The organism is Methanosarcina sp. UBA411, assembly GCF_002495725.1.
Lineage (GTDB): Archaea > Halobacteriota > Methanosarcinia > Methanosarcinales > Methanosarcinaceae > Methanosarcina.
Genome location: NZ_DAGK01000012.1, coordinates 71,416 through 94,884 on the forward strand (window position 1 = coordinate 71,416; position 23,469 = coordinate 94,884).

24 protein-coding genes, 1 tRNA gene and 2 pseudogenes are annotated in these 23,469 nt (G+C 37.8%); 14 read left to right on the forward strand and 13 right to left on the reverse strand.

What is annotated here, in order from left to right; all coding sequences use genetic code 11:
- Positions 1 to 45: 45 nt before the first annotated feature.
- Positions 46 to 1,335, forward strand: a complete 1,290-nt coding sequence (locus tag BP861_RS04040) for an acyltransferase family protein (protein ID WP_292372835.1) — start codon at positions 46 to 48, stop codon at positions 1,333 to 1,335.
- 622 nt (positions 1,336 to 1,957) lie between these two features.
- On the opposite strand, the gene BP861_RS04045 is transcribed toward BP861_RS04040, so the two are convergent.
- Together BP861_RS04045 and BP861_RS04050 are read right to left on the reverse strand one after the other, a co-directional pair.
- Positions 1,958 to 2,042: transfer RNA gene (locus BP861_RS04045), tRNA-Ser, on the reverse strand.
- A 151-nt stretch (positions 2,043 to 2,193) separates the two neighbouring features.
- Positions 2,194 to 2,934 carry a peptidylprolyl isomerase gene (locus BP861_RS04050; RefSeq protein ID WP_292372837.1) on the reverse strand — a complete coding sequence of 247 codons (741 nt, stop codon included), beginning with the start codon at positions 2,932 to 2,934 and terminating at the stop codon, positions 2,194 to 2,196.
- A 603-nt stretch (positions 2,935 to 3,537) separates the two neighbouring features.
- Between BP861_RS04050 and nikR the strand changes: the two genes are divergently transcribed.
- The 6 genes and pseudogenes from nikR (at position 3,538) to BP861_RS04080 (ending at position 7,934) form a co-directional block, all read left to right on the forward strand.
- Entirely contained in the window at positions 3,538 to 3,969 is a 432-nt protein-coding gene (gene nikR, locus BP861_RS04055; protein WP_292372839.1) for a nickel-responsive transcriptional regulator NikR, read from the forward strand.
- A 161-nt stretch (positions 3,970 to 4,130) separates the two neighbouring features.
- Positions 4,131 to 4,451, forward strand: coding sequence for a hypothetical protein (locus BP861_RS04060; RefSeq protein WP_292372840.1), 321 nt, complete (start codon positions 4,131 to 4,133; stop codon positions 4,449 to 4,451).
- A 12-nt stretch (positions 4,452 to 4,463) separates the two neighbouring features.
- Positions 4,464 to 4,766, forward strand: a pseudogene (locus BP861_RS04065) (GNAT family N-acetyltransferase); the annotation flags it as partial.
- Between the two features lie 380 nt (positions 4,767 to 5,146).
- Positions 5,147 to 5,716 (forward strand): GNAT family N-acetyltransferase, encoded by a 570-nt coding sequence (locus BP861_RS04070; RefSeq protein ID WP_292372842.1) that lies wholly within the window; start codon positions 5,147 to 5,149, stop codon positions 5,714 to 5,716.
- Between the two features lie 135 nt (positions 5,717 to 5,851).
- Positions 5,852 to 7,033: a calcium/sodium antiporter gene (locus BP861_RS04075; protein WP_292372844.1), complete on the forward strand. Its 1,182-nt coding sequence runs from the start codon at positions 5,852 to 5,854 to the stop codon at positions 7,031 to 7,033.
- A gap of 262 nt (positions 7,034 to 7,295) precedes the next feature.
- Positions 7,296 to 7,934, forward strand: coding sequence for a MarC family protein (locus BP861_RS04080; RefSeq protein ID WP_292373274.1), 639 nt, complete (start codon positions 7,296 to 7,298; stop codon positions 7,932 to 7,934).
- Between the two features lie 312 nt (positions 7,935 to 8,246).
- On the opposite strand, the gene BP861_RS04085 is transcribed toward BP861_RS04080, so the two are convergent.
- The 3 genes and pseudogenes from BP861_RS04085 to BP861_RS04095 all read right to left on the reverse strand — a co-directional run bounded on the left by BP861_RS04085 (position 8,247) and on the right by BP861_RS04095 (position 9,717).
- On the reverse strand, positions 8,247 to 8,387 hold the full coding sequence (locus BP861_RS04085; RefSeq protein ID WP_292372846.1) for a hypothetical protein: 141 nt from the start codon (positions 8,385 to 8,387) through the stop codon (positions 8,247 to 8,249).
- Positions 8,388 to 8,525: 138 nt separating this feature from the next.
- Positions 8,526 to 8,788 (reverse strand): annotated as a pseudogene (locus tag BP861_RS04090) (putative PEP-binding protein); the annotation flags it as partial.
- A gap of 455 nt (positions 8,789 to 9,243) precedes the next feature.
- Positions 9,244 to 9,717, reverse strand: a complete 474-nt coding sequence (locus BP861_RS04095) for a nucleoside deaminase (protein WP_292372848.1) — start codon at positions 9,715 to 9,717, stop codon at positions 9,244 to 9,246.
- 308 nt (positions 9,718 to 10,025) lie between these two features.
- Here BP861_RS04095 and BP861_RS04100 point away from each other — a divergent pair, with 308 nt between their 5' ends.
- Positions 10,026 to 10,802 carry a GTPase gene (locus BP861_RS04100; RefSeq protein WP_292373276.1) on the forward strand — a complete coding sequence of 259 codons (777 nt, stop codon included), beginning with the start codon at positions 10,026 to 10,028 and terminating at the stop codon, positions 10,800 to 10,802.
- Between the two features lie 276 nt (positions 10,803 to 11,078).
- On the opposite strand, the gene BP861_RS04105 is transcribed toward BP861_RS04100, so the two are convergent.
- A complete protein-coding gene (locus BP861_RS04105; RefSeq protein ID WP_292372850.1) occupies positions 11,079 to 11,600 on the reverse strand; it encodes an NTPase in 522 nt (173 codons plus the stop codon).
- Positions 11,601 to 11,776: 176 nt separating this feature from the next.
- Here BP861_RS04105 and BP861_RS04110 point away from each other — a divergent pair, with 176 nt between their 5' ends.
- Positions 11,777 to 11,932, forward strand: a complete 156-nt coding sequence (locus BP861_RS04110; protein ID WP_292372852.1) for a hypothetical protein — start codon at positions 11,777 to 11,779, stop codon at positions 11,930 to 11,932.
- Between the two features lie 823 nt (positions 11,933 to 12,755).
- Here BP861_RS04110 and BP861_RS04115 read toward each other — a convergent pair.
- Positions 12,756 to 13,259 carry a Holliday junction resolvase-like protein gene (locus BP861_RS04115; RefSeq protein ID WP_292372854.1) on the reverse strand — a complete coding sequence of 168 codons (504 nt, stop codon included), beginning with the start codon at positions 13,257 to 13,259 and terminating at the stop codon, positions 12,756 to 12,758.
- A gap of 356 nt (positions 13,260 to 13,615) precedes the next feature.
- Here BP861_RS04115 and BP861_RS04120 point away from each other — a divergent pair, with 356 nt between their 5' ends.
- The 3 genes from BP861_RS04120 (at position 13,616) to BP861_RS04130 (ending at position 15,840) form a co-directional block, all read left to right on the forward strand.
- Positions 13,616 to 14,446, forward strand: coding sequence for an AzlC family ABC transporter permease (locus tag BP861_RS04120; protein WP_292372855.1), 831 nt, complete (start codon positions 13,616 to 13,618; stop codon positions 14,444 to 14,446).
- Positions 14,446 to 14,784 (forward strand): branched-chain amino acid transporter permease, encoded by a 339-nt coding sequence (locus BP861_RS04125; RefSeq protein ID WP_292372856.1) that lies wholly within the window; start codon positions 14,446 to 14,448, stop codon positions 14,782 to 14,784. The genes BP861_RS04120 and BP861_RS04125 overlap by 1 nt, the downstream gene beginning before the upstream one ends.
- Before the next feature lie 198 nt (positions 14,785 to 14,982).
- Positions 14,983 to 15,840, forward strand: a complete 858-nt coding sequence (locus BP861_RS04130) for a 4Fe-4S binding protein (RefSeq protein WP_292372857.1) — start codon at positions 14,983 to 14,985, stop codon at positions 15,838 to 15,840.
- A gap of 201 nt (positions 15,841 to 16,041) precedes the next feature.
- On the opposite strand, the gene BP861_RS04135 is transcribed toward BP861_RS04130, so the two are convergent.
- Positions 16,042 to 17,106, reverse strand: coding sequence for a hypothetical protein (locus BP861_RS04135; RefSeq protein WP_292372859.1), 1,065 nt, complete (start codon positions 17,104 to 17,106; stop codon positions 16,042 to 16,044).
- A gap of 274 nt (positions 17,107 to 17,380) precedes the next feature.
- Entirely contained in the window at positions 17,381 to 17,890 is a 510-nt protein-coding gene (locus BP861_RS04140; protein WP_292372861.1) for a nitroreductase family protein, read from the reverse strand.
- Between the two features lie 423 nt (positions 17,891 to 18,313).
- On the opposite strand from BP861_RS04140, the gene BP861_RS04145 reads away from it, so the two are divergent.
- Entirely contained in the window at positions 18,314 to 19,243 is a 930-nt protein-coding gene (locus tag BP861_RS04145) for a putative manganese transporter (protein WP_292372863.1), read from the forward strand.
- An 83-nt stretch (positions 19,244 to 19,326) separates the two neighbouring features.
- Here BP861_RS04145 and BP861_RS04150 read toward each other — a convergent pair whose 3' ends face one another.
- The 4 genes from BP861_RS04150 to BP861_RS04165 form a co-directional block, all read right to left on the reverse strand.
- On the reverse strand, positions 19,327 to 19,530 hold the full coding sequence (locus BP861_RS04150) for a CxxC-x17-CxxC domain-containing protein (RefSeq protein WP_292372865.1): 204 nt from the start codon (positions 19,528 to 19,530) through the stop codon (positions 19,327 to 19,329).
- A gap of 564 nt (positions 19,531 to 20,094) precedes the next feature.
- Positions 20,095 to 20,418 carry a translation initiation factor eIF-1A gene (gene eif1A / locus BP861_RS04155; RefSeq protein ID WP_292373278.1) on the reverse strand — a complete coding sequence of 108 codons (324 nt, stop codon included), beginning with the start codon at positions 20,416 to 20,418 and terminating at the stop codon, positions 20,095 to 20,097.
- A gap of 485 nt (positions 20,419 to 20,903) precedes the next feature.
- Positions 20,904 to 21,110, reverse strand: coding sequence for a CxxC-x17-CxxC domain-containing protein (locus BP861_RS04160; protein ID WP_011307491.1), 207 nt, complete (start codon positions 21,108 to 21,110; stop codon positions 20,904 to 20,906).
- 312 nt (positions 21,111 to 21,422) lie between these two features.
- Positions 21,423 to 21,644: a CxxC-x17-CxxC domain-containing protein gene (locus BP861_RS04165; RefSeq protein ID WP_292372874.1), complete on the reverse strand. Its 222-nt coding sequence runs from the start codon at positions 21,642 to 21,644 to the stop codon at positions 21,423 to 21,425.
- A 433-nt stretch (positions 21,645 to 22,077) separates the two neighbouring features.
- Between BP861_RS04165 and BP861_RS04170 the strand changes: the two genes are divergently transcribed.
- The gene (locus BP861_RS04170; RefSeq protein ID WP_292372876.1) at positions 22,078 to 22,329 is read left to right on the forward strand and encodes a DMT family transporter; all 252 of its coding nucleotides are present in this window, start codon (positions 22,078 to 22,080) and stop codon (positions 22,327 to 22,329) included.
- The last annotated feature ends 1,140 nt before the right edge of the window (positions 22,330 to 23,469 follow it).

The following is a 23,469-nucleotide window of genomic DNA, read 5'->3' on the forward strand; positions in this document are numbered from 1 at the left end:
GGTTGAGTCACATTTACTTAAGACTTCATTTATAGGGTTGAGACAATGAAAAACAAAATAATTGCATTTGATTTCCTGAGAACTTTAGCAATAGCAATGATCATTCCGGCTCACTTAAGTAACTTTTTATCTTCGACTTATAGCAAGTTAGCCCTTTATGCCGCTGACCCTTATTTCGCAAACATGGGATTGGGGCTTTTTATATTTATGAGTGGATATTTGATATATTATAATAATCATTCAATAAATTCATTCCAGAACGTGTTGTCTTTTTACAGAAAAAGACTCCTTAGGATTTTCCCTTTATACTGGGCAGCTGTTGCCGCTTTTACACTTGTGTTTTTTATATATGCCCCAAAATTAAATTCAGGCTTTATATTCCCTAATGCTGAGAATGTGTTTAGTTTTCAAAATATAATTATGCATATATTAGGATTGCAAATCTTCCTTGCTCCTTCTTATGCATCTCCAATGTTGACGCTGTATTTTGTCGGCTTAATTATTGTTTTTTATACAATTTACCCAATCATCATCAGGATTTCGAAAAATTCAAAACAGTTTTTAATTTACTCTTCTCTCGTATTTCTTGGGTTTTTGGCAGTTTCAAGAACTTTTCATATTATTGACCATCGTTTCTTTATGTTTTTCCCGATTTTCATATTTGGGATCCTTACATGTAGAGAAAGTTTGTTTGAGAAAAGCATAGCAATGATTGCGAAAATTCCTGTTGTCCAGATACTGCTGGCAGCGATTCCCGTTATATTTGTAATGATTATTGTTTTAGGCTCAAGAGCAGCTCTTTTCCTGGATCCGAAGGTCTCTTTAACTATTGAAGCAGGCAGCGGCACTATAGAGTCCTCCATGATGGTAGCAATGTTAGAGAGCATTGCGAATTCACTGGGAATGAGTTATGCTGCCTTAAAATTCATCATCGTTGATTGCCTGCTTCTTGATGTGTTCATAATAACGTTCTGTGTTCTTGAATACATGTTTGCAATGAAATATATCAATAATAGATTTTCAAGCTCCCTGAGTTCTGCCTTTACATATGTGGCTACAGCTTCATATTGTATTTACCTGTTCCACAGGCCATTCCTGGCGCTCTGGAATTCCGGAACACACTTTATAAGTAATCCAATCCTGCACGATGTTATCCTGATATTTGTGGCTTTACCTTTATTGCTTTATATTTCATATCGTCTTCAGATCTTCGAACTGAGTTTAAAAAAATCCAGTTTACATAAAAACCCCTCAGCTAAGACCTCCCCATCACAGTCTCCACGATTGGCTCTGGCTGGTAGGCGTCTGATCAAAAAATACCTGCGAAAAAATTGAAGCTTTAAAAGCTCAGGGCTGAAACCTCTAAGTGCAGCATAGTAAACTCCAGTTCCCGAGTTCCGTCTCGCCCGAGTCTCGCCTCGGGAGGACGGGCCTTTTTCCGAAAAGTTACAGCTCGGAAGTATGCTGTCTTTGTTCTTACTCATCACTCAAACGTATCAAAAACAGAGATTATTTACCTAAATATTGCTTCTATGATTTACTGTCTTCTGTGATTAATATTCATCGTACGAGCTTACGGTTTACGGCATTACGGAAGAGAATAGCAGTTTCTATACCTGCAGATCGTGCATGAGTAGCTAGTTGAGATTTTGTCTTTGAGTATTTTTGCTTAGCTGTATCTGTTTTCTAAGCTTACCTGTGTACAGGAAATTGAGTGTGTACATAATGCAAAAAATAGGAACGAAATCCAAATGTGTAGTAAATACTTTAGAAAATATCAACCGATTATTGCTGGACCATCTACCTGCCGGCATGACAGAATTTTGAGCGAATTACTGCAAAAATCGCGTACTAAAAACAACCATCAGCGAATAATTTGGAGCCAGCGCGGCAACCCGTCAAAAACTAGGGTAAATTATAAGAATAAAAGTAATTTTTGAAAATGAGTTAAGAAGAACGCTGAGGGGGAGATTCGAACTCCCGTAGCGCGAAGCGCTACCGGTTTTCAAGACCGGCGCCGTAGTCCGCTGGGCTACCTCAGCAGGTTGAGAGAATTATCCATACAGCTTCCGGAAAGAGAATAGTTGCAGATTACTAAGATCCCGGTAAGCGTATACAACAAACCCGATTATGGTATATAAAATTTGCGAAGAGAAAGAACTCTTCGCTTTTCTGAAGAACTTAAAGCCAGAATCAGACTTCCGGCTCTGAAGATTCCTCGGCTTTGGGCTCGACCTCTGGCTCGGATTCAGCTTCAGCTTTAACTTCAGGCTCAGCTGTAACCTTTTCAATAAACTGGACTTCCTTAAAGCCAGCGTACTTGAAAAGTTCTGATGCTACTCTGTTCTTTGCCATGAGCCAGCGCTGGTTGAAGGTCAGGCCAGTGGGAGTATAAATTTTTGCAACGCCATCAACGATCTCTATTTCCAGATCCCTGATGCCGGTGTAGAGGGCGAGCAGACCCTGGGTTTTCTCAACGTCCGTCTCAAGAACCTTTTCAATGGTGTACTCATAAGTAACGGTCTTGCCTGCAAGAGGGCTATTAAAGTCCACAGTGACCCTGCGGCCTATAACCCTGCTGACAATTCCTCTTCTGCCATCTACCTCAACAGCAAGGCCAGGGTGAACATTTCTGTCTTTCAATTTCGTAATGGAAATAGTTTCTACAAGTTTGGGGTTGCTTGGGCCAAAAGCTTTCTCCGGAGAGATTACAACGCTTCCGCTGTAACCGACTTCCTTTCCTTCGAGATCTTCATCAAGGCCCTCAATTGTATGGCCTGCACCGACAATAACAACGTCTCCGCCGTAAAGTCCATGCGGGCTAAAGATTTCCTCTTTTTTTGCAAGTTCTTCGTCTGTTGTGTCGAAAATCCTGCCGTCTTCGAACTTACCTGTGTAGTTCAACTTTATGAAATCGCCTTTCTGGATTGCCATAATATTCAACTCTTTTATTAAATTGATAACTAAGAAAAATTATTCATTGTCAGCTAAATTCAGCGTAAATGTGTTTCACGCTATAGAACTCTGCCTTTAATAAGCTTTTTGGGAATCCATAGGGTTGCTACCGATCTCAAGGATACTTATAAAAAACAGTAGTTTTAGGAATAATTTGCCGGAATCAGTATCTTCCGACCGTGAAACTTACATTTAGCAAACAATTGGCTTGAAAATATGCGCAGGTAGAACATTTCCGCTTTATATTTACAGTGATATCCATTTTTTGTAAGAAGGCCTTTTTCCTGCAAATAGCCGGATAGAAGCGAAGGTTCGGGCAGAAATATTTCTATCCCGTTAATTTAAGCCTAATATATCTCTAAGTTCAATACACTTTCTCATATTTCATATGTCTTTCGATTACTATTTATGCCACGAAGTTAGAATAAAATATTAGAATATAATTCTGGAAATCAATGTGGAGAATTTGGGAGTATAATATCAATTATATCAACTTTTTCCTTTAGGTATCCTGTTGCATTTTTAGCCACCAGGCTTGTGGAAGGGTACTTAGCAGAAAATTTCAGTTTTCAGGAGGGGTATATGGAAAAGAAGCTTATGAGAATAGGAATTTCCCTGCCAAAGGAACTTCTCAACAAATTTGACAAAACTCTTATGAAGAGAGGTTACTCCTCTCGGTCCGAGGGAATAAGGGATGCCATAAGGACATATAACCAACACTATGAGTGGATGCAGCAGATCAGGGGAAAAAGAGCTGCAACGATTTCTGTCGTATATGATTGCTCAAAAAAAGGGGTATCAAGCACTCTGGCAAATATTCAGCATGAATATACTGATCTAATAAATTCCTCAGTACGTTTCCATATTAATCCAGATTCATGTTTTGAAGTAGTAATTCTGCAAGGAGAAGGGGAGAAAATCATAGAGATAGCTGAAAAAATTCTAAGTTTGAAGGGAGTCAAACACTCAAGGTTAACAACAATTTCTGAAGAGAAGATTGGAAAGTCGACTTAAAAAGGACTTAAAAGCTTTTTAATCTTGGAGAATACCTTGGAATCTGCTTACTCTCAATTTTGGGTCTCAGTTCTACTTTAAAAGCTGTGGGTATTCTGAAGGACACGAAATAGAAAATATCCTTATATTTTTCAATATGCAGGAGACTTAATTCGTCAAGCATGGAATCTAAAGAACTACTCAGAAGTAAATTCGCCAATTATTATACTCACTTAAAAGTGATCTGCATGGATATGACAAAAGTTCAGGTTACATTAAACGTATATTTAGTAAGCTTTGAGAGACTGGTACGGGATATAATTACTGCTCTATATATAAGAAGATGGAGACAGGCAGAGAAAGAAAACGTTGTATCCATAGAGGATTCTATGCTTCCTGAAATAATCCGAATTCAATCCGAAGGCTTTGAAACTAAAAGCCGAAACGGTATTAGACGGTACTCGAGAAGAATGAGAAAAATCTTCTATGTAATAAAAAGCTAGGACCAAGTTGTAGGTTACTGTATATATTATATAAAGCCTGTTCTGTCTCTAGAAGGTTTTAAGAAAAAATCAGTAATCTATTCAATTAGAATAGACAAGAATTACAGAAGAAAAAATTATGGGGAGAAACTATTAAAAGAAAGTATCAAAGAAATGAAATTAAATGGAATATCCTCAATTCTTTTATATGTAAATACAAAAAACCTTCCTGCAATAAGGTTGTACGAAAAAATGGGCTTCAAAAGAAATGTAGAAATAAAAGATATATGTGGCACAAAAGAGATATGTTATGAAATGGAACTAAAAATTCTTTAATATTAGGTTTATTAATCATTCCTTAACTCTATCATTCCTTACATCTCTATCCGTTCCTTATATTTCTATCATTCTTTCAGAATAACTCTCGAACTTCTTGCTACAAACCATCAAAAAAACAAAGCATTTCTTAAAAAAGCTGATTATTTTAAACGCTCTTTGCACCATAATAAGCTGGTTTTACTTAGCTTTTTTCTAATGTTATTTACTAATCTTTTGTTAAAAGATATGTTTAAATAAATATTGAATATTCTAAGGTGCGTTTAATTACCAGGCTGGGGGAGACTTCTGTCATTATAAAGTCGTAAGTTTTTAATGGTTTGAAATTATAAACTGTTCAAAGATAGATTCACTAACAGCCTTCCTTAAGAGTGATTTTTATGGGGATTACAAGAATTCACACCCAGTCAGTTGGATATTTAATGAGTCTTAAGAAATTGCTGCGAGATACCACTAGTAATCTAATGGTAAAAAAATGGAAATCAATAGAAAAAGAAGATATTGTTTCTATAGAGGACTCCATGCTTCCTGAGGTTCTTAGGATCCAGGCTGAAGGATTTAAAAACGCAAGCCCGAAAAAACTTATAAGATATTCAAAGAATTCCAGAAATATTTTTTACGTTATGAAGAGTAAGAGTAAAATAGTGGGCTACTGCATCTACTACCTGAAACCCACACTTTCCCTCAAAGGCTTTGAGAAAAACTCAGTAGTATCTTCAATCGCAACTGACAGAAACTTCAGAGGCATGGGTTTTGCTGAGAGGTTATTAAGGAGTAGTATCGAAGAAATGAAAATAAATGGAATATCAGCCGTTCTCTTATATGTCAATGTAAACAATCTCCCTGCTATAAAGTTATACAAAAAAATAGGTTTTCGGGAAATTAAACAGGTAAAAAATATATGCGGCCAGAATGAAAGCTGTTATGAGATGGAATTGAGGCTTGTTTGAAGCGTTTCTCTATATAATCTATTTTTGATGTGTTTCCCTTTGATATGTTTAAATATAATATTTCTCAGGATAATAATTTTATGTCAATTTATATAAATAGTTATATTTAAATAACTTTCAGGTTCTCAATTCAATGTGCCTGTAATTAATATTCTCATATTTCTTGGCGGGCTCGTGTTGCTCGTAAAAGGAGCAGACTTCTTCGTATTGTCCTCATCCAGGATTGCAAGAAAGTTTGGAGTATCCGAGCTTGTAATAGGATTGACTCTTGTGTCCGTGGGTACGTCAGTACCTGAACTTGCGTCCTCTTTGGCAGCATCTTTCCAGCAAGCAAGTGGAATAGTTATGGGCAATATACTTGGGTCAAACATTGCCAATATAGGGCTGATTGCAAGTGCGGCTGCTCTTCTGACAAATATCAGGACAGAAGAAGTTATGTTGAAAAGAGACGGATATATAATGTTATTTTCCTCATTTCTTCTTTTCCTTTTTATATTTGACTTTAGAATTTCGAGATTAGAAGCCTTAATTTTTATTTTATTTTATCTTGCCTACATTTTATTCCTGATTGATAAAGTGAGAAAACATGAAGAAGACATATATTTTAAACATTTTATGATTTATTTTTTCAAATTTGAGTACCTTTCCAATTTAAAATCGAGGATAAACCTCCATATCCAGAAGTACGAAAGAGGAAATAAAGGCTTAGGAAATACGAAAAAAAGCATCTTGGAAACCGGAAAAAGCACTCAAAAAAGAAACGAAGGTGAATTCGAGACTAAAAAGAGAACTGAAGCTGAATTCGAAACCGAGTTTGAATACGAAGATGCTGACCTCGATGTTATAGAAGAGAACCTTTCAGAAGCAAATATATTAATAGAATTTTTTAAGCTTATTGCAAGCGGAGCTGCAATTATAATTGGGGCGAAATATTTTGTAGAACAAGCAATCTTCTTCGCTCGGCTGCTGGAAGTTCCGGAGACGCTTGTAGGAATAACCCTTGTTGCAGTTGGGACTTCAGTTCCCGAACTCATGGTAACCGTCTCAGCAGCCCGAAGTAATTATGGTGGCATTGCTATTGGAAATGTCATAGGATCAAATATTGCGAACATATCTTTGATACTAGGCTGTTCAGGGCTTGTCCACCCTATCACGACAAACTACCTCGTTGTTTACTATATAGCACCTTTTATGCTGATAATAAGCGCCTTGCTCCTCCTTTTTATACGAACCAGCTGGAAAATCAAAAAGCTTGAAGGACTTATCCTACTCCTTCTCTATCTAGGCTTTATGATCCCAATCACTAGCCTCGTGTAATTAGTGCTTGATTATGTAACAATAAGTTGAGTTTTCCTAATAAACCCTATAAACTGAGAGAGATGCTTATTTTCTTTACCTGTTAACGAATACATCGTCAACCTTAAAATATGTACAAATACGCACTATCGAGTTAGGCATGTAATTTAAACGAAGCAGAAAAAAGTTTTACAAAAATCCAGTAAGTAAATATACAACAAGGTAAGTATATTTAGAAGTTAGATAGCGATAAAACGGCGGGAGTAAAAGGATGACAAGTGAGATGATTACTGGAAATATCGGGTTTCTCATCTTCACATTCACATCTGTCTTTGTTGTTGTCAGCCCAATCAGCGGAGTAGTAACTTTCATCTCCCTGACCAGCAAGATGACACATGAAGAAAAAAATCAAATTGCGAAAAAATCTGTCACACTTGCGTGTCTAATCGCTCTTTTTTTTGCTATAACTGGCAGTATAATACTTGACTTGTTCAGCATTAGTGTGGATTCATTGCGGGTTGCCGGAGGGCTCCTACTTTTCAGCATTGCCTTCGATATGATGCATGCCAAAGTCTCAAGAGAGAGTATTACTGAAGAGGAAATTTCGCAGTCCCTAGAACGTGAAGATATCTGGGTCTTTCCTATAGGCCTTCCCCTTCTTACAGGCCCAGGTGCAATCAGTACGGTAATTGTCCTGATGGGAAGCACAGAAAATATTCAGCAAAAAATAATAATTCTAATATCAATCATAATGACCTTCGTTGTCTGCCTGTACATCTTCCTCTTCTCAAGAAGGATTCATAAATTCATAGGGTATAATGGGATGCTGGTCTTTACAAGGCTCATGGGACTTCTGCTTGCAGCTCTTGCAGTAGATCTTACCTCAACAGGTATAGTAAACATCTTTTGTTTAACAAAATGAATTTCTAATTATAAGAAAGCTAAATGAAAAATTTAAAGCAAAACTAGCCAGTCCAAGACATTAGTTAATTGACCAGACTGGTTTTGCTGGAAGTCTCCGATTTTGAGAGTTATTGAGAGTTATTTATAGATTCAAATCTTTCAAAAATTAATTATCGGCCGAGTTACACGTTGAGAAGACACACTAGAAGAAACAGACGAAGAAGTACACCCACATTTTCTACAGTAATAAAATACATTTGAGCCAATTACCTGCTTTTTAAGAGGTGTACCGCATCGGGTACATTCTACAGAAGATTCAAACATTTCGATCTCACTCCATGATTATGAATGGCTCCAGTCTTACAGTTTCCTTTTTTGTCCAGTATCCACATATAGGACAATACTGAAACTTCTCAAAGAGCTTATTTTCGAGTTTAGAATGGCATTCCGGACAATATTTTAAGAAAGGCATTCGAATTTCTCCTATTACAGTTAATATAAAATCTCAGTTAAGTCACTATTTAGAGACGTTTTAACTATATTAGTCTTGTTTCTTCCAGCTAACTTCATCATCTTCCCGGTTTTTGAAGTTTCTTTTTATGTTATTTTATTACCTATCCAATTCTATTTCAATCTCCAGAACCTTAAGGGTAATTTTCATGACTGAACCGGGATTAAGTGAAATGGGATTTATTCCCTGTTTTACCAGAAACTCCATAATTTAGGAAAGTCGCTTGGAGCCTGCCCGCAAGTCCCATTATATCTTCCATTCCGTTTTGCTCCCTGCACAGTCATTGCCATAATCTTCATAACCCCTGGATCTCACTTATCAAATCCTGCGGCAAGAAGTTCAGAATCCCTGTCAACCCCAAGGAAAGTATTCTTCCTACCCATCAGCAGTACATCATCAATTGTTGTTTCTTCAAACCAGCTGATGTACTTGCTTTTGTTTTCAGACATTTCTCAGGAAATCCCTTTTGAAATTATTTTCTATAATACAAAGGTGCAGCAACACATTTAAAGTTTCATGTAGAATTTAGTGAGTCCCCCATTATCTGGATGGAAAACTCTTATTGTGAATCTAGCCCCGATTATAATTATACGCCAATGAAAGAAATGGGTTTCCCGCTAAATAAAAATCAGAAAAAGGTTAGCCTGCAAATAAAAGCAGGAAGCTTAAGTTTTGTGGAATAAATATCAGTAAATAAAGCTTCCTTCAGAAGAATATTTATAGAAAAACTTTTGATATTAAAATTTACACCCGATAGAATTTACTGTCGGATTTGATTATTGATTTGTTCTTGATTTTAAGCCTTAGTTTTAGCTCTTTAGTACTCTATTTTATTTTCGGATTCTTCCCAAGCCTTAAATGCCTTCAAGGCCTCTTCTCTGAAGAGCTGGCGGAACTCTATATTTCGCTCTTGGGGAGGGAGGGAGATTTCCTTATAAATAAGAGAATCCGCAAAACCAATTTTTTGAGCGTCAGAAGCTGTATTAGCAAAAACAACTTTATCGATTCTGGCCCAGTAAATGGCTCCAAGACACATTGGACAAGGCTCGCAGGAAGAGTAGATAACACAGCCGCTGAGATCAAAGGTCTCGAGTTTCCTGGCTGCCTCTCTTATTACATTTATCTCAGCATGGGCTGTCGGGTCATTAAGTGCAGTAACCAAGTTGCAGCTCTCTGAAAGAATTTCCCCTTTTCTGACGATTACTGCCCCAAAAGGGCCTCCTCCTTTTTTCACATTTTCAAGGGAAAGTTCGATTGCTCGTTTCATAAATAAAGAATCATTATCTGACATTTTTCTCTCTCTTATTGTATCATTTGCTTTTGTTAGAGACCTTTTTATTCAAAACGAAAACTTCTATTTTCAGTAAGAAATTATACTTCAAAGCAAGAAATAACTGTATAGCCGAGCCTTTACAGTAAAATCCTCTAAGTACAGATCTATCTTAAACAATTGTAGAACTATTATAAAACTATTAGTCAAAGATTGAATAATCATAAGAAGTGATAGTTATTGGGTCCCGTGGACTATTGAAAGTCACTCGCCTTTTGGAGCCATATCTCACTATCTTCATATACCGGGTTGTGACAATAGCCAGGTATATGGCGAGCTACAAAGCCCTTGTAAAAGATGTTATCAAAAAAGCTGATGTCCTTCTTGAAGTAATCGATGCCAGGTTTCCTGATGAGACCCGAAATAGCGAAGTCGAACACGAGATTACCCGCTTAAACAAACCCTTTATAATAGTAATCAATAAGTCCGACCTTGTATCAAGAGAAAAACTCGAAAAAACTAAAGCCCGCCTTTCGAGAACTGCACCTGTAATTTTTGTTTCCAGCAAGGATAGGTCAGGAACGACAATGCTGAGGCACCAGATCCTTGCATCGGCCGCTACAAAAGCCGGTATAAAAGAGCAGGATATTCTGGTCGGCACCTTGGGCTATCCCAATGTTGGCAAATCCTCGGTAATCAATGGCGTTACAGGCAGGCACCGGGCTAGCACATCTTCTGTATCGGGCCACACAAAAGGCGTCCAGCATATAGGCGCAGGCTCTCGCATCATGTTCATAGATACGCCTGGAGTGATTCCTTTTGATGAGAAAGATGAGTATCTCCAAGGCTTGCTCGGAATCAAGGATGTAACCCACCTTAAGGATAAAATTGGAGTCGCCCTGAAGATGATTGAAAAAATGCTTGCCGAAAATAAAACAGCCCTTGAATCCTTCTACAATATCACAATCGAAGATGAGACATCCTATGATGTACTTGAACTGATAGGCAAACAGTGTAATTTTCTGCAAAAGAAAGGCGAGGTGGATGAAACAAGGACTGCTACCAAAATTATCAATGACTGGCAAAACGGGCTACTTCTTTTATAAAAATTTGATTAAGCTTTTGATGAAGGAATAAATTTTTGGCCAGGGACCAGGTTACGGTTTTTTCAGAGAGCTAGATAAATAGGAAGGCTCTGCTTATCCGAGAAGCTTACTTTATTCGAGCAACTTATTTATCTTAGTAGTTTACTTTTCTTTGATCAGATAGGAAACTCTGAAGTGCACCCTGAACTCGGACGAGATTGTTCCGTAAATATTTCCGGTACAGAATACGATACTTTCTGTTAATAGCGACAGGCGGGACGAGGAGGATCAGTTTCATCACATTTCCCTGAAGCAGTTTGCTATTTTTTCGGGCAGTTCATCCCGGTTTTCCTCATTAACCATCAAAACCTCGAATTCTTTCCTCATCCTCTGAGCCAGCTGGTGACTGCTTGACCGATGCAGCACTGCAAGAACCGGTTTATCGGATTCCAGGACTTTTTCAACTGCCGAAACGAAAGCTTCGGATTTGAGCTCCATCGGCCCGACCTCATCGATAACTATCAGGTCACAGTCCAGGGCATTCCTGAGAGCATTTGCCCCGATCTTTTCAAGTTCTTCCAGGTTGACATGATATTTTCCAACTCTCTGTCCACTTCCTCTGACGCTGCTCAGGACTCCGGTTTTTCCGGTAGCAAGGTCCCTGATTGAAAAACCTTCCCTCTGCCCTTCTTTCCGGATTTCGGCAGTCAGGATGCCGCCTATTTTGAAGCCCGGCTTGTCGGCAAGTTTTTCAGCAGCTTTTGCCACAACTGTTGATTTTCCAATACCCGGACTGCCGGTTATTGCAATTCTCAGCATGGTATTTTTCATCCCCCTTTATATTTCATTATCCAGAAAAATGTACCTTGATTTTACTTAAATCAGCCAGCGGTGAGTTTTTACGTTGACTATAAAATGATTGCAGAATATACACTGGAATACACATCAAAAGCTTCTATTAAACTAAATTGTAAAAAATACATGGGATTGAAATTATGACTACAGACCAGGAAATTCTTGCTAGAATCGAGGAAATTGAAAAGAGGATGGAAAGGATGGAAGCCACGCTTGAAAACATTAATAATATCCTGAAGAAAGTAGAGCAAAATACCTATTTTGGGTGCTATATGCCAGAGGGGAAGCTGGAGTGAAGAGATAAAGAGAGACAAATTTCCAGATTATCCAGATTTTACTTTTTTCGACGCTCCCTTCTTAACCTGTTGACATTATCACGGAACAACCAGAAAAGTATATCCAGACCGTTCTTGTCCCGCACCGAGGCGCGGCTGGAACTGATCGGCTTTGATTGAATGGGAGATCAAATCTCTCCCGCCCTGGAAAGAATTGAGGTAAAATATCCAGCTCTTCTTTAGCAGTGGGCAGCTCGTTTTTCTGATTTTACTGTTAATTTGTTTTTATCATCATTAATTTATTTATCCTAGATTTTTTAATAGATATTTTGTTTTTTGTATTTATATTCTAACCAGACAATAAAAACAAAGTTATATATTGACAATTTCCTATAGATGATAGTTTCTGATTTTTGTTACTGAGGAGGAGTTTCTTCTGGACTATTATTCCCTCGATCTGCAAAATATCAAAAGTACTGTAGATTTCCGCAGTCTGTACCAGGCCTCAATTCTGGAAAATGGGGAAGTTAAAGTCAGCCGGGATTTTGAGCTCAGAATCCTTGAGGGGAAATATCAGCTTATAAGGATATCCAGTGTGTTTTTGATCCTCAGCTTTGTAGCACTTACCATTTCTCTCCTGCATTACTTGGGAATCCTTTCATACCACAACATTTGAGATGTGGCAGAATTCTTCAGCGTAATTGTTCCAAAAATAATTCTTTCTTCTTTTGGGTTTACGTCTTTTCATTCGTTTTTTCGGAAAAGCCGATCGTTTGCGACAAGTGAGAGTCCGGGGCTAAGAAGAGCAGCAATTAACTAAATCCGGAAAAAGGGAATAAATCACTCAATTGTTTTCCCTGTTGTGGATAATCTCATAGCTTACTTTTCCTCTGCCTATGCAGTCCCTGACAAGCTTTTCTCTCGGGGAAAGAGTTCCGGTTTTTCCGGATTTGACCTCGACAAAGACCACCTTATTCATTTCTCCCTCTGAAAGGCCGTCAAAAACAATGAAATCCACAGGAGTACCGAGGAAACGTGCATCCTTGGGATTGTACTCAAAATCCGGGAAATAAGGGATAAGGTGTTCTGTAACCTTGCCCCGGATAACGGCTTCACTTTTCTTTACGGCGTCCTGGCGAATCTTTTTCTCCTCATCAAGCTTCCAGGCCCTGAAGAGGTTTTCGGCTTTTTCGGAAACCTGGCGTTCCATCTCCTTCGCCTGCCAGGTTTCGTACAGCTCTCTGGCACGGGACTCGGTTCGGCCTTTGAGAGCAATATATTTAAAAAGTAGATAAGCTGCAAGAAGGCCAAGGAAAAGCATAAGGGTTAAAATAATCCAGTCATCCACTGTTATTTCTCCAAAAAGGTTTGAGGATTAGAAAGGAATTAAGTGAGAATCTAAGTGAGAATCAATATAAATTATTGAGAACTTACAGAGATTATCAGGAAATTATTAGGAAATAAATCCTAAAAGAATAAATTTCAGACTCTATAAATAGCTATAAATATTTAAAAGTTCCAGCAGAACTTTCCTTTTATCCGAAGACTCCTTTTCTGGAAGATTTCATATCTACCCATGGGCAAACTGAAAATTCATTTTCCCGGAAGTAATTCTATACTGGCAAAAGATATATATGAGAAATATAATCCCTGTTTTTCATTTTTCAAAAGGAATTATAGCACAGGTAGCAGAAGATAGATAGCATGGTCAGAAACTGGGAAGACAAAAAGGAAGCAGGCGAGCAAAATAAAGATCTTTTCATCATCGCCTTCAAGACCACAGTTCCTGTGCTTCTTGGATACATACCCCTCGGAATGGCTTTCGGGTTTCTGCTTGACGGAGAAGGATATCATTGGATCTACGCTTTTATTATGAGCCTTTTTGTCTATGCAGGCTCGGGCCAATTTCTGGCAGTAGCTTTACTTGCTGCCGGCGCAGGACTAACTGAGTTTGCCATAGCCACGCTGCTCCTCAATTTCAGGCACGCTTTTTACGGGCTGTCGCTGCTTGAGAAGTTTTCCGGAGTCGGCAGGGTCAAACCTTACCTGATCTTTGCTTTAACCGACGAAACGTATGCTCTCCTGACCACAACAGACGTCCCGCAGGGCAGCTCAAAGTCAAGATTTTATTTTTATATTGCAGCACTTGACCACCTCTATTGGATTGCAGGTTCCGTGCTAGGAGCTGCACTTGGTTCTGTCCTGGATCTTAATCTTGAAGGAATGAGTTTTGTTCTGACTGCGCTATTCGTGGTGCTTACCATAGAGCAATATTTCAACTCAGAGGCACGTTTTCCCTTCATAGCTGCCGTGGGTGCAGGAACACTTTCCCTTATTCTTTTCAATCCTGACAATATGCTGCTTGCCTCAATTATTCTTGGGACTCTGATCCTGATTGGCAGGGAAAAGTCAATGCAGAAAATCCAGAAAGAGCAGAAAACCCAGAAAACACAGGAAACTTCACAAAAGAAGGAAATTAGACCGATCAATTCATCTTCACAATCTGTTGAAGGCAAAATAAAGGAGAAAAGCTAATGCTGGACACCCTTCAAATGTTCATAACTATTGCGATTATAGCTCTTGCGACTTTTGCAACGCGGGCTCTCCCGTTCATTTGTTTTGGCTCAAGGGAACCTCCTGCGATGCTTTCGGTTATTGAAAAAAATCTGCCTCCTATGATCCTCCTGCTACTTGTGATCTACTGCTTAAAGGACGTGCAATGGCTGACAGCTCCGTATGGGATTCCTGAATTATTAACCATAGGTGTCGTTGCCGGGCTGCACTTCTGGAAACGAAATGCCATGCTCAGCATCTTTACAGGGACTACGCTTTATATGGTACTCGTGCAGTTCAACGCCTTTTCTTTCCTTTGACTTTTTCTCCCATATTCAACGATCAAGTTATCTTGTCTTACCTGATCCAAATCTCTTGTTTTCTCGGGTATAGATCCACGTCCCAATTTTTCAAATTATCAAAGTCGGGTAAATGATTAAATATATTAATAAAGATGGATAATATACAATAAATATATATACATCAAGAATATTTGTTTTTTAAACGAGTGATCTTATATGAGTGAAAAAAAAATAGATGTGTCTTTACTTAAAAGTAAAGGATTTCTACCCCAGAGACAGGAAAATATGTTTTCAATGCGGCTGAAGGTTGTAAGTGGAAACCTGGACGCCGAAAAGTTGCGGGCAATTGCAGATGCAGCCGAGAAATATGGATCTGGCTATATCCACATAACCTCAAGGCAGCAGATTGAGGTTCCTTTTGTTAAACTTGAAGATGCGGAAGCAGCAAACAATGAACTTGAAAAGCAGGGTATTTCAGGAGGCTCTGCAGGAAAAAGGGTAAGAGCCGTGGTCGCCTGTCAGGGAGATAGGGTCTGCAGAAACGGGTTGATCAACTGCGAGAGCATAGCATGCAAGATCGATGAGAAATACTTCGGGGAAGCTGTCCCTAAAAAACTCAAGATTGCAGTAACAGGTTGCCCTTCGGCCTGCGTAAGGCCTCAGGAAAACGATTTCGGGATCATGGGCAATGTAAGGCCTGAAACTATCGAGGAAAATTGTGTGGGCTGCAAGCGCTGTGAAAAGGCATGTAAGGTGGGAGCAATAAAAGTCCTGGAAGATAAAGCCTGTATAGATACAGAAAAATGCATACTCTGCGGAGCATGTATTGCAGCCTGCCGGAAAGATGCCCTGAGAGCAGAAAAAACCGGATGCACGATCTTTGTCGGAGGCAAGGCAGGGCGCCAGCCTATGCAAGGGATAAAGCTTCTTGAACTTGCAGACGAGGAGCAGCTTTTCTCAGTCCTTGAAAAAACCTTTGAGTATTACAGGAGAGAAGGCCTTGACGGAGAGAGGTTCGGAGAACTTCTTGAAAGAATGGGATTCGAGAAATACAGGGAAGAAGTTCTTTCCTGAAATTTCCCTCCCTTTTTCAGTTTTTCTCCAACTCCCAGGTAGTCTTCAAACTTCCAGATTTTTTCCAAATTTTCTCAGAATTTTCTCCAAATTTTCAAATTAGCTCTAAATTTTCAGATTTTTTAATTAATTCAAGATATGCCTTAAAGCCAAATGGACAGAAAAAAATTGAAATTTTTGCCACTTGTAAAGCCTGCCTGCTTAACTTGTCGGTCTTGCTCGAATTGCAAGCCAGGCTACTATTGCCCCTAATCCTATGACGAGTGCAATAAAACGTATAAGTCCTCCCAATAAGGGAATTTCATATGCAATTGCAAATATAACTGCTCCGACAAGATAGTATACCATTTTTCCGGCGTCCTTTTTTAAGATTTTATTATAGATTACCTTGCCTGCAAGCAGTTTCACAGGTACTGTAGCAATAAGAAGCGCAAGTATCAGGAGCAGAATAATCAGAACTGAAAGGCTCCACCCAAAGAAAGTAAACAGTAAAATTACCGAGATTACTGGAAGGAAAATTAGAGCCAGAAAGCCCAATATTCCCGTCTTCAAAGGCGAATCTTTTAGAATCTCTGCAAGCCCGCTTACAAAATTCGGGAAAAGATAGATAAGGATCAGACCCAGAACCAGGGACGCGAGCAGCCCGAAGATGAAAGAGAAGATGCTAAACCCTTCGGAAATACTTTCATATTGTTCTTCCTTCACATTTACCTGTGAAATATTCAGGTTTCCCCCAACCTTATCTTTTAGATTGGATGGGTAATTATCGGCTTGAAGTGAAAGATTTCCTTTAAGCTTGAAGCCGTCTCCGGTTTTGAGGGTGCCTGTTGAGACCTTCCCATTTCCGTTAACAGTCCCATCAAGTGTTACTTCCCCTCCGCCCAGGAGGATATCCCCTTCAACCACGCTGTCCCGAGAAAGAAAAATCTGGCCGCCGAATGCTTCAACATCTCCACCTACATTACCATTTACCCGGATAGAGCCTCCGGCTGCGATAATATTTCCTGAAACGTTTCCATTAACAATTATCTCCCCGCCTGCACCCCGGAAATCGTCTCCCGTGTTCCCGTTTATTTCGAGCCTGGACCCTGCAAGCACCAGGTCTCCCTGAATATTCTGGTCAATCTGAAGATTTTCTCCGCCTCCAAAAGCGTTTCCGGAGCTGGTATATTTAAGAAGATTCTCATTGGCAGCTCCGGCTGAATAAGGCAGTGCAGCAAAAAGAATTATAAGAAAAATAAGACTTGATATCAACTTCTTTTTCATAAACCAGCCCTCTTTTGCACTACTGCTTAATTTCACACTTAATCTACATTATTTTTTAATTTTACACTTAATTATCTCCTTAAGTTAATGAATGTTTCTAAAAAATTTCTAATAATTAATATTAAAGTTCAATTCGGAGAATAAAAAGTAAATGAGGTTCGGCAAAAATAATAAAGGTATAAGTTACATCAATAAAGTACATACCTTCAGGAATTTAGCTGGAGGCCAGCCTGATTCCAGTAAGTATTATTCCGGCTTCGGCAGATTCGGAAATTTACCAGGAATTACTATGGATTCTGGAAGTATCGTACCTCATTCTGCCTGATTTTTCCTCTGCTGGATAACCCATTGCAATAATAGAAAACGGAGTTACATGCGCCGGAATATTTAACAAACCTCTTAATTCAAGGATCATCTTTTCAACAGGATAAACTCCGATCCAGACGGCTCCAAGCCCAAGATCGTGGGCGGCAAGCAGCATGTTTTGGCTTGCAGCCGAGCAATCCTGAATCCAGAAATCTTTGAATTTAGGAGCGCGCTGATCCCCACACACAAGCAATGCAGCCGGAGTATTCTTCAGCATTTTTGCATATGGATGTAACTCTGAGATTTTATCAAGCAGATCGTATTGATCAATTATAACGAAATGCCAAGGCTGTTCGTCTCCTGCGGAAGGTGCATTCATTCCGGCTTTTATAACGTTCTCAATCATATTCCGATTTACCGGATCTGATAAGTATTTGCGGATACTTCTCCTGGTAAAAATTGCGTCCATTGTTTCCATAAAAATTCCCCCGATCTCTAATCTTTTTTATAATGGATAAATGTTATTGTTGGAGAGTCTAATTTTCACATAAATTATATACATTTATAAAAGTATAATTATATATCTGAGAAATTCCAGGGGAATATCTTATTAAAAAAATCTCTGGATCAACTTAATTGTCGCATAAAGATAGAATAAAATAAGAAAGTTCAACAAGAGTAGTTCAGCAAGAGTTATACTTTATTCGATTTAGATATTGGGAAGACTATATTGAGAATATTGAAGAAGAAACTTCCAGACTAGGATTCACTAAGAGAATAGATTATTGGCAAAATCGATAGGATGAGAAAGGTTACGAAGGTTTACTTCACAAATTTGGTGCAGTGAAGAACAAAGAAACCCGAGAACAATGGAATACTAAATCGAAGTAGAGGCCATTAGATGGAAGTAGCTCATTTGTTTGATATTTTCTTGGAAGCTTTAACAGACAGCGCAAAAATGATTCCATTACTTTTTATTATTTTCGTTGGAATTGAGTTAGTTGAATATAAATATGCAAACAATATCAGAGAAGCGGTACAAAAGGCTGGAATATTTGGACCTGCTATAGGAGCGGTGACAGGTAGTTTCCCTCAGTGTGGAATATCTGTTGTCGCTTCGGCTCTATACACGCAAAGGCTAATCACTATTGGTACTTTACTTGCTGTTTATTTGTCCACTTCAGACGAGGCAATTCCGATAATTCTTTCTCAACCAGAAAAGGCTAAAATTATTGTGCCTCTGATAATTACAAAAATTATTATCGCTTTAATCGGTGGATATGCTGTTGATTTTGCTTTTAGAAAATCGAACAGGGAGATCTTAGCCCATATAAAGGCATATGCAGAAGGATATGATGACGAATATCATGATCATGAAACAATCCTAGAAGAAAAAGCTTGCTGTGGTCACAGCGCAAGCCCTTCTTCATTAAAATTTAATCCAAAAGAGGTTATCCTTCACCCAATAATCCATACAGTCAATGTTTTTATTTTTATTTTTAGTGTTTCGTTTGCAATAAATTTTGCTTTTGCTCAAATGGGTGAAGAAACTTTCAAAGAAATATTTTTAGTAAATAGTGTTTTCCAACCGTTTTTAGTGGCGTTATTCGGACTTATTCCAAATTGTGCTGCTTCTGTCGCGATAACGATGTTGTATCTCAAAGGTGTTATTACTTATGGCTCAGTGATTGCTGGACTCTGCGCTAGTGGCGGTGTAGGATTATTAGTCTTGTTTAAAGAAGAAAAAGATAAGAAGGATGTATTGATCATATTGCTTCTATTATTCGTTATAAGTGTTTCAGCGGGATATATTATCCAATATGAGTTATAAAAGAAGGAAGTCCGTTTTGCCTGGTCAAGCTAAACGAAACGGACATAATTTATAAAAATAGGACTTTTTGAGTTAACCTGATATTAGTATCTGTTTTCTCTGGGTTTCCTGTGGTTAGGAAGACAGTCTCTGCAGTAGACTGGTCTGTCAGGGTCAGGCCTGAAAGGTACTTCGGTTTCAGCGCCACAATCAGAACAGATAGCGGTGTGCATTTCCCTGGGAGCTCCGAAACCTCCACGGTTGCTGTCTCTGCCCCTGAAGGAATTTCCTCTGTCATTAAAAGCCATTTTCTTTTCACCTCCGCTTACAGCGGATAGTCAATAGTTTAAAAATAAGGCTGTATATTACTCTTTGATTAAAAACAGAAACTAGTTTTTAATAACAGATTATACATCTCTTTATTTTTAATGCTATTAGTATACAGTCAAATTATATAAGTTTTACTCATAAAAATCAAGATCATACCTAAAGTGATGCTACATTAGAGATGCCTTATTTAACCCAATTTTTGAAATTTTCCAGACAATCTCTTGAGGACAGAGATTAAAATTGCAAGTTGAATTCTATTGTATATATAAAGGAAAATTGAGAAATAAAATAATAAGTTAGAGGGATTAAAGGAAGGAAAGTTAAAAAAACAAATATTTGAAGGAATTAAAGCAAGCTAGAAAAAATTAAGAGATATTGGAAAAAATTAAAATTAAGTTGAGGGCTTAAAGGTAAGCTGAGGAAATTAAAAATAAATATTTGAAGGGAATATGTAAGAGAAGAGAGGTTTAACCGAAAACTGGTTAAAACCAGAGTAGTAAGAGCAAACTAATTTTATAAAATTTTACTGTGGGGTCGGGTACTTATTTGAGGTACCCTCTTCTCTCAAGCCATTCTACCTGGGGTCTTGTATATTTCCAGATCACATCGGCTTTGGAATCCTGAATTTCCCAGGGAGCGACAATTACTACATCTCCCTCGTGAATCCACATTTTTTTGTTTTTGGATCCGGGAATACGGCCCATTCGGACTATACCATCCATACACTGCAATGTAACTCTTTTTGAGCCAAGTAAACTTGATACTGTTGCTAGAACTTCGTGGTTCTCTTTACGTGGTGTGCGTACTCTTGTTACTTCCTGAGTAGTGGGTACGTTACGTCCAGTTCCTGCTTTTCTTTTTCTTATATTACTTCGATAATTTGCCAGGTTAATTCCTCTTGGTATTACTCGTCTATTTTTTGTTAGGATTTGCTTTATTTTGTTGAAGTTTCCAACCTTCTGTGTCTGTGGCTGCTTCACATACTTTGAGTTGAGGCTCGTAAATAGACAGGTATTAAAGAAATCCTTGGAAATCTAGAATCTCTGAAAAGCCCTGAACCTCAGGAAACTTTCATATTCCAAAGATCCTTAAAGATCCTTCAGTTACTGTTTGACTTACATGCTGAGAAGTTCTTCAAAACCCTTTAGAGCATTTTTTATACAATAATTCTCTATAAAAATACGTGCAAACGAGATGATATCCCACTAAACGAACAAGTGCTAAATTGATAAAAGTTCAGAGTTCTAATGCACTTTACCAGCCATATGGTAAAACACATAATAAAAAGTGAAGCAAATGCTGATAGTTAATAATCAACACTTTACTTTAATATTATGTTAAGAAGTTTTGTTTAAAACTTTCTGTGGTTAGGCAGGCAATCCCTGCAATAAACCGGTCGTCCTTCTGTCGGTTTGAATGGAACTTCAGTCTCAACACCGCAGTCAGAACAGATAACCTTGTGCATTTCTCTGGGACCGCTGTTGCCGCCTCTGAAACCCCCGCGGCCACTATTTCGGTTGCCTCCACGGTAAGAATTTCCTCTGTCATTAAAACCCATTTTCGTTTCACCTCCACCTATTGCGGATACATGTATTAGATAAAAACATGATCAGATATAACTTATTATTTAAAAACAAAAACGGAGTTTTTAATAACAGATTATATGTCTCATTATTTTTACAAAATATATAACTATTTCCATACTATATAAGATTAATCCACTAAAACCAAAAAAATAGAAGCTGCTTCTTCAAAGAGAAAAACCATGTCGTGTAAGATTATACATTAGAATAAAAGGAGTTTGGAAACCCCTGTTACAGGAGGTTTTCCAGTGATATGATAAAAAGAGAAAATTCTGGAATTTCTGGAATTAGAACTTTCTGTGGTTTGGTAGGCAGTCTCTGCAGTAAACTGGTCTTCCTTCAGCTGGCTTGAATGGAACCTGTGTCTCTACACCACAGTCAGAACAAACTGCGGAATGCATTTCTCTGGGGCCACTGTTGCCACCTCTGAAACCTCCACGGTTGTTATCTCTGTTTCCCCGGTTGTTGTCTCTTCCCCTGAAAGAGTTCCCTCTGTCATTAAAACTCATTTTCGTTTCACCTCCGCTTATAGCGGATTCGTGTAGGTTGCTATAAAAATAAGATCTATACATTCTTTTATTAAAAACAAAAATAAGTTTTTAATAACAGATTATATGACTCTTTATTTTTACTACCACTATTTCCCAAGCATTTATCATATATAAATATATCTGCAAAGAATTTAGAATTCTAAAAATAAAGACCTGCAAACGAAAGAAAGCTTTCTGGATCTTATATTGCTGATTTTATTGGAAAAAAATTAAATATAACAATTTTGACGAAAATTCGGATATATTAGCCTTTTTTCGGGCTATGGAAAGGTATAACTCTGTAAAATATAAGTAAAAATTTGCCGATTGATCCTAACAAGCAGGTGATAAATAATGAATATGAGAGAGATATAAGAAAAAAATAAAAAATAAAGAGATAAGAAATAATAAAATGACAAACTCTTATTACCTGCTTTTACTGGCAATTTTATTTGAGGTCTGCGGAACTACCTGTATGGAACTTTCACAAGGTTTTTTAAGATTACTGCCTTCAATTTTGATTTTTGCGTTTTATGCGATCAGTTTCTTCTTATTTACTCTGGTCATTAAAGGCATGGATATCAGCATTGCATACGCAGTCTGGGCAAGGCTCGTGACAGCGCTTATCACTGTGATCGGAATTTTCGGGTTCAGGAGCCTGTAAATGCTTTAAAAAGTTGTTTCTCTTTTTGTTGTCGTAGTAGGGATAATTGGGCTTAATCTAAGTACAAAATGATCTAAATAATCCTAAAAAAACATAATATTATTCTGAAAGCATATTTCTTTATATCATCTTATCCTGAAAAAATTACCTAAAAATAAGAAAGATATTTCAGATGGCCCCTGAAACCGCCCTCAGGAACTGTCTGAAAAATTCTTTGATGCAAGGAACATAACCCTCATTGACACAGTACTTGACACCGCCTCGCAACCGTTTCATTTTGGGTTTTCAGTCCTACAGTCGATCCTTGCGGTTTGACCTGCATGTCTAAGCCCCTACAATAAAATACGGCAACCGTAATTTTACTGTCGTACAACCGCTTAAATATATAAGGGCCGCTGACGGGTTGCCTGCAAGGGATTATTAGCGATTCCTGTTTCAGGGACTCCAAAAGGAATCCGAGGCAGTCATGGTGTTATGAAAAACAGCAGGTGCCGCGTATTTGTATGAACTTCCCTAAAGTTCACTTTTTTCAACTTTTCGAAGTATTCAACGTTTTTGGAATTTTTCTTCTTAAGAAAGATCTTTAAAATATAAAGGATAAAGATCTTTAAATTCTCATTTTATCGCCTATCAACTTTTACCTTCATTTTAGAAAGGCAAGCTGGGACTAAATATTATATTGCAAAATTAAAATATAAGTATACTTTTATTCAATAATCTAGATTTTTATTCAATAATCTAGATATTACTCTAAACCGAGGCTTTAAAACTTGATGATACTTTATTTTCCTTTATAAAAGGTGAAGAAAATTCATGATTAAAAAATAATATACAGGAACTAGAATAATAGTTAAAAAAGGGCACGGGAATTCAAAATAAGAATTTCAATTATTAGTTCTCCTTATATTATCGGTTATATTTGTTAGAATAACTGAAAAAATAAATGAATCGATAAATCTTCTCCGATAGACTTAATTATTAGTCTACGGCCTCAAAGTTCCATAAAGAGCCCCGAATAAGCTGTCTGCAGTTAACACAGCTGAGAGTCACAATTAGGGCACATTTCTCCTTAAAATTACTCTCTCCTAGAAGATAATTACTATCTTCAAGAAGAAACATTAAAAAGATAATATTAAAAAG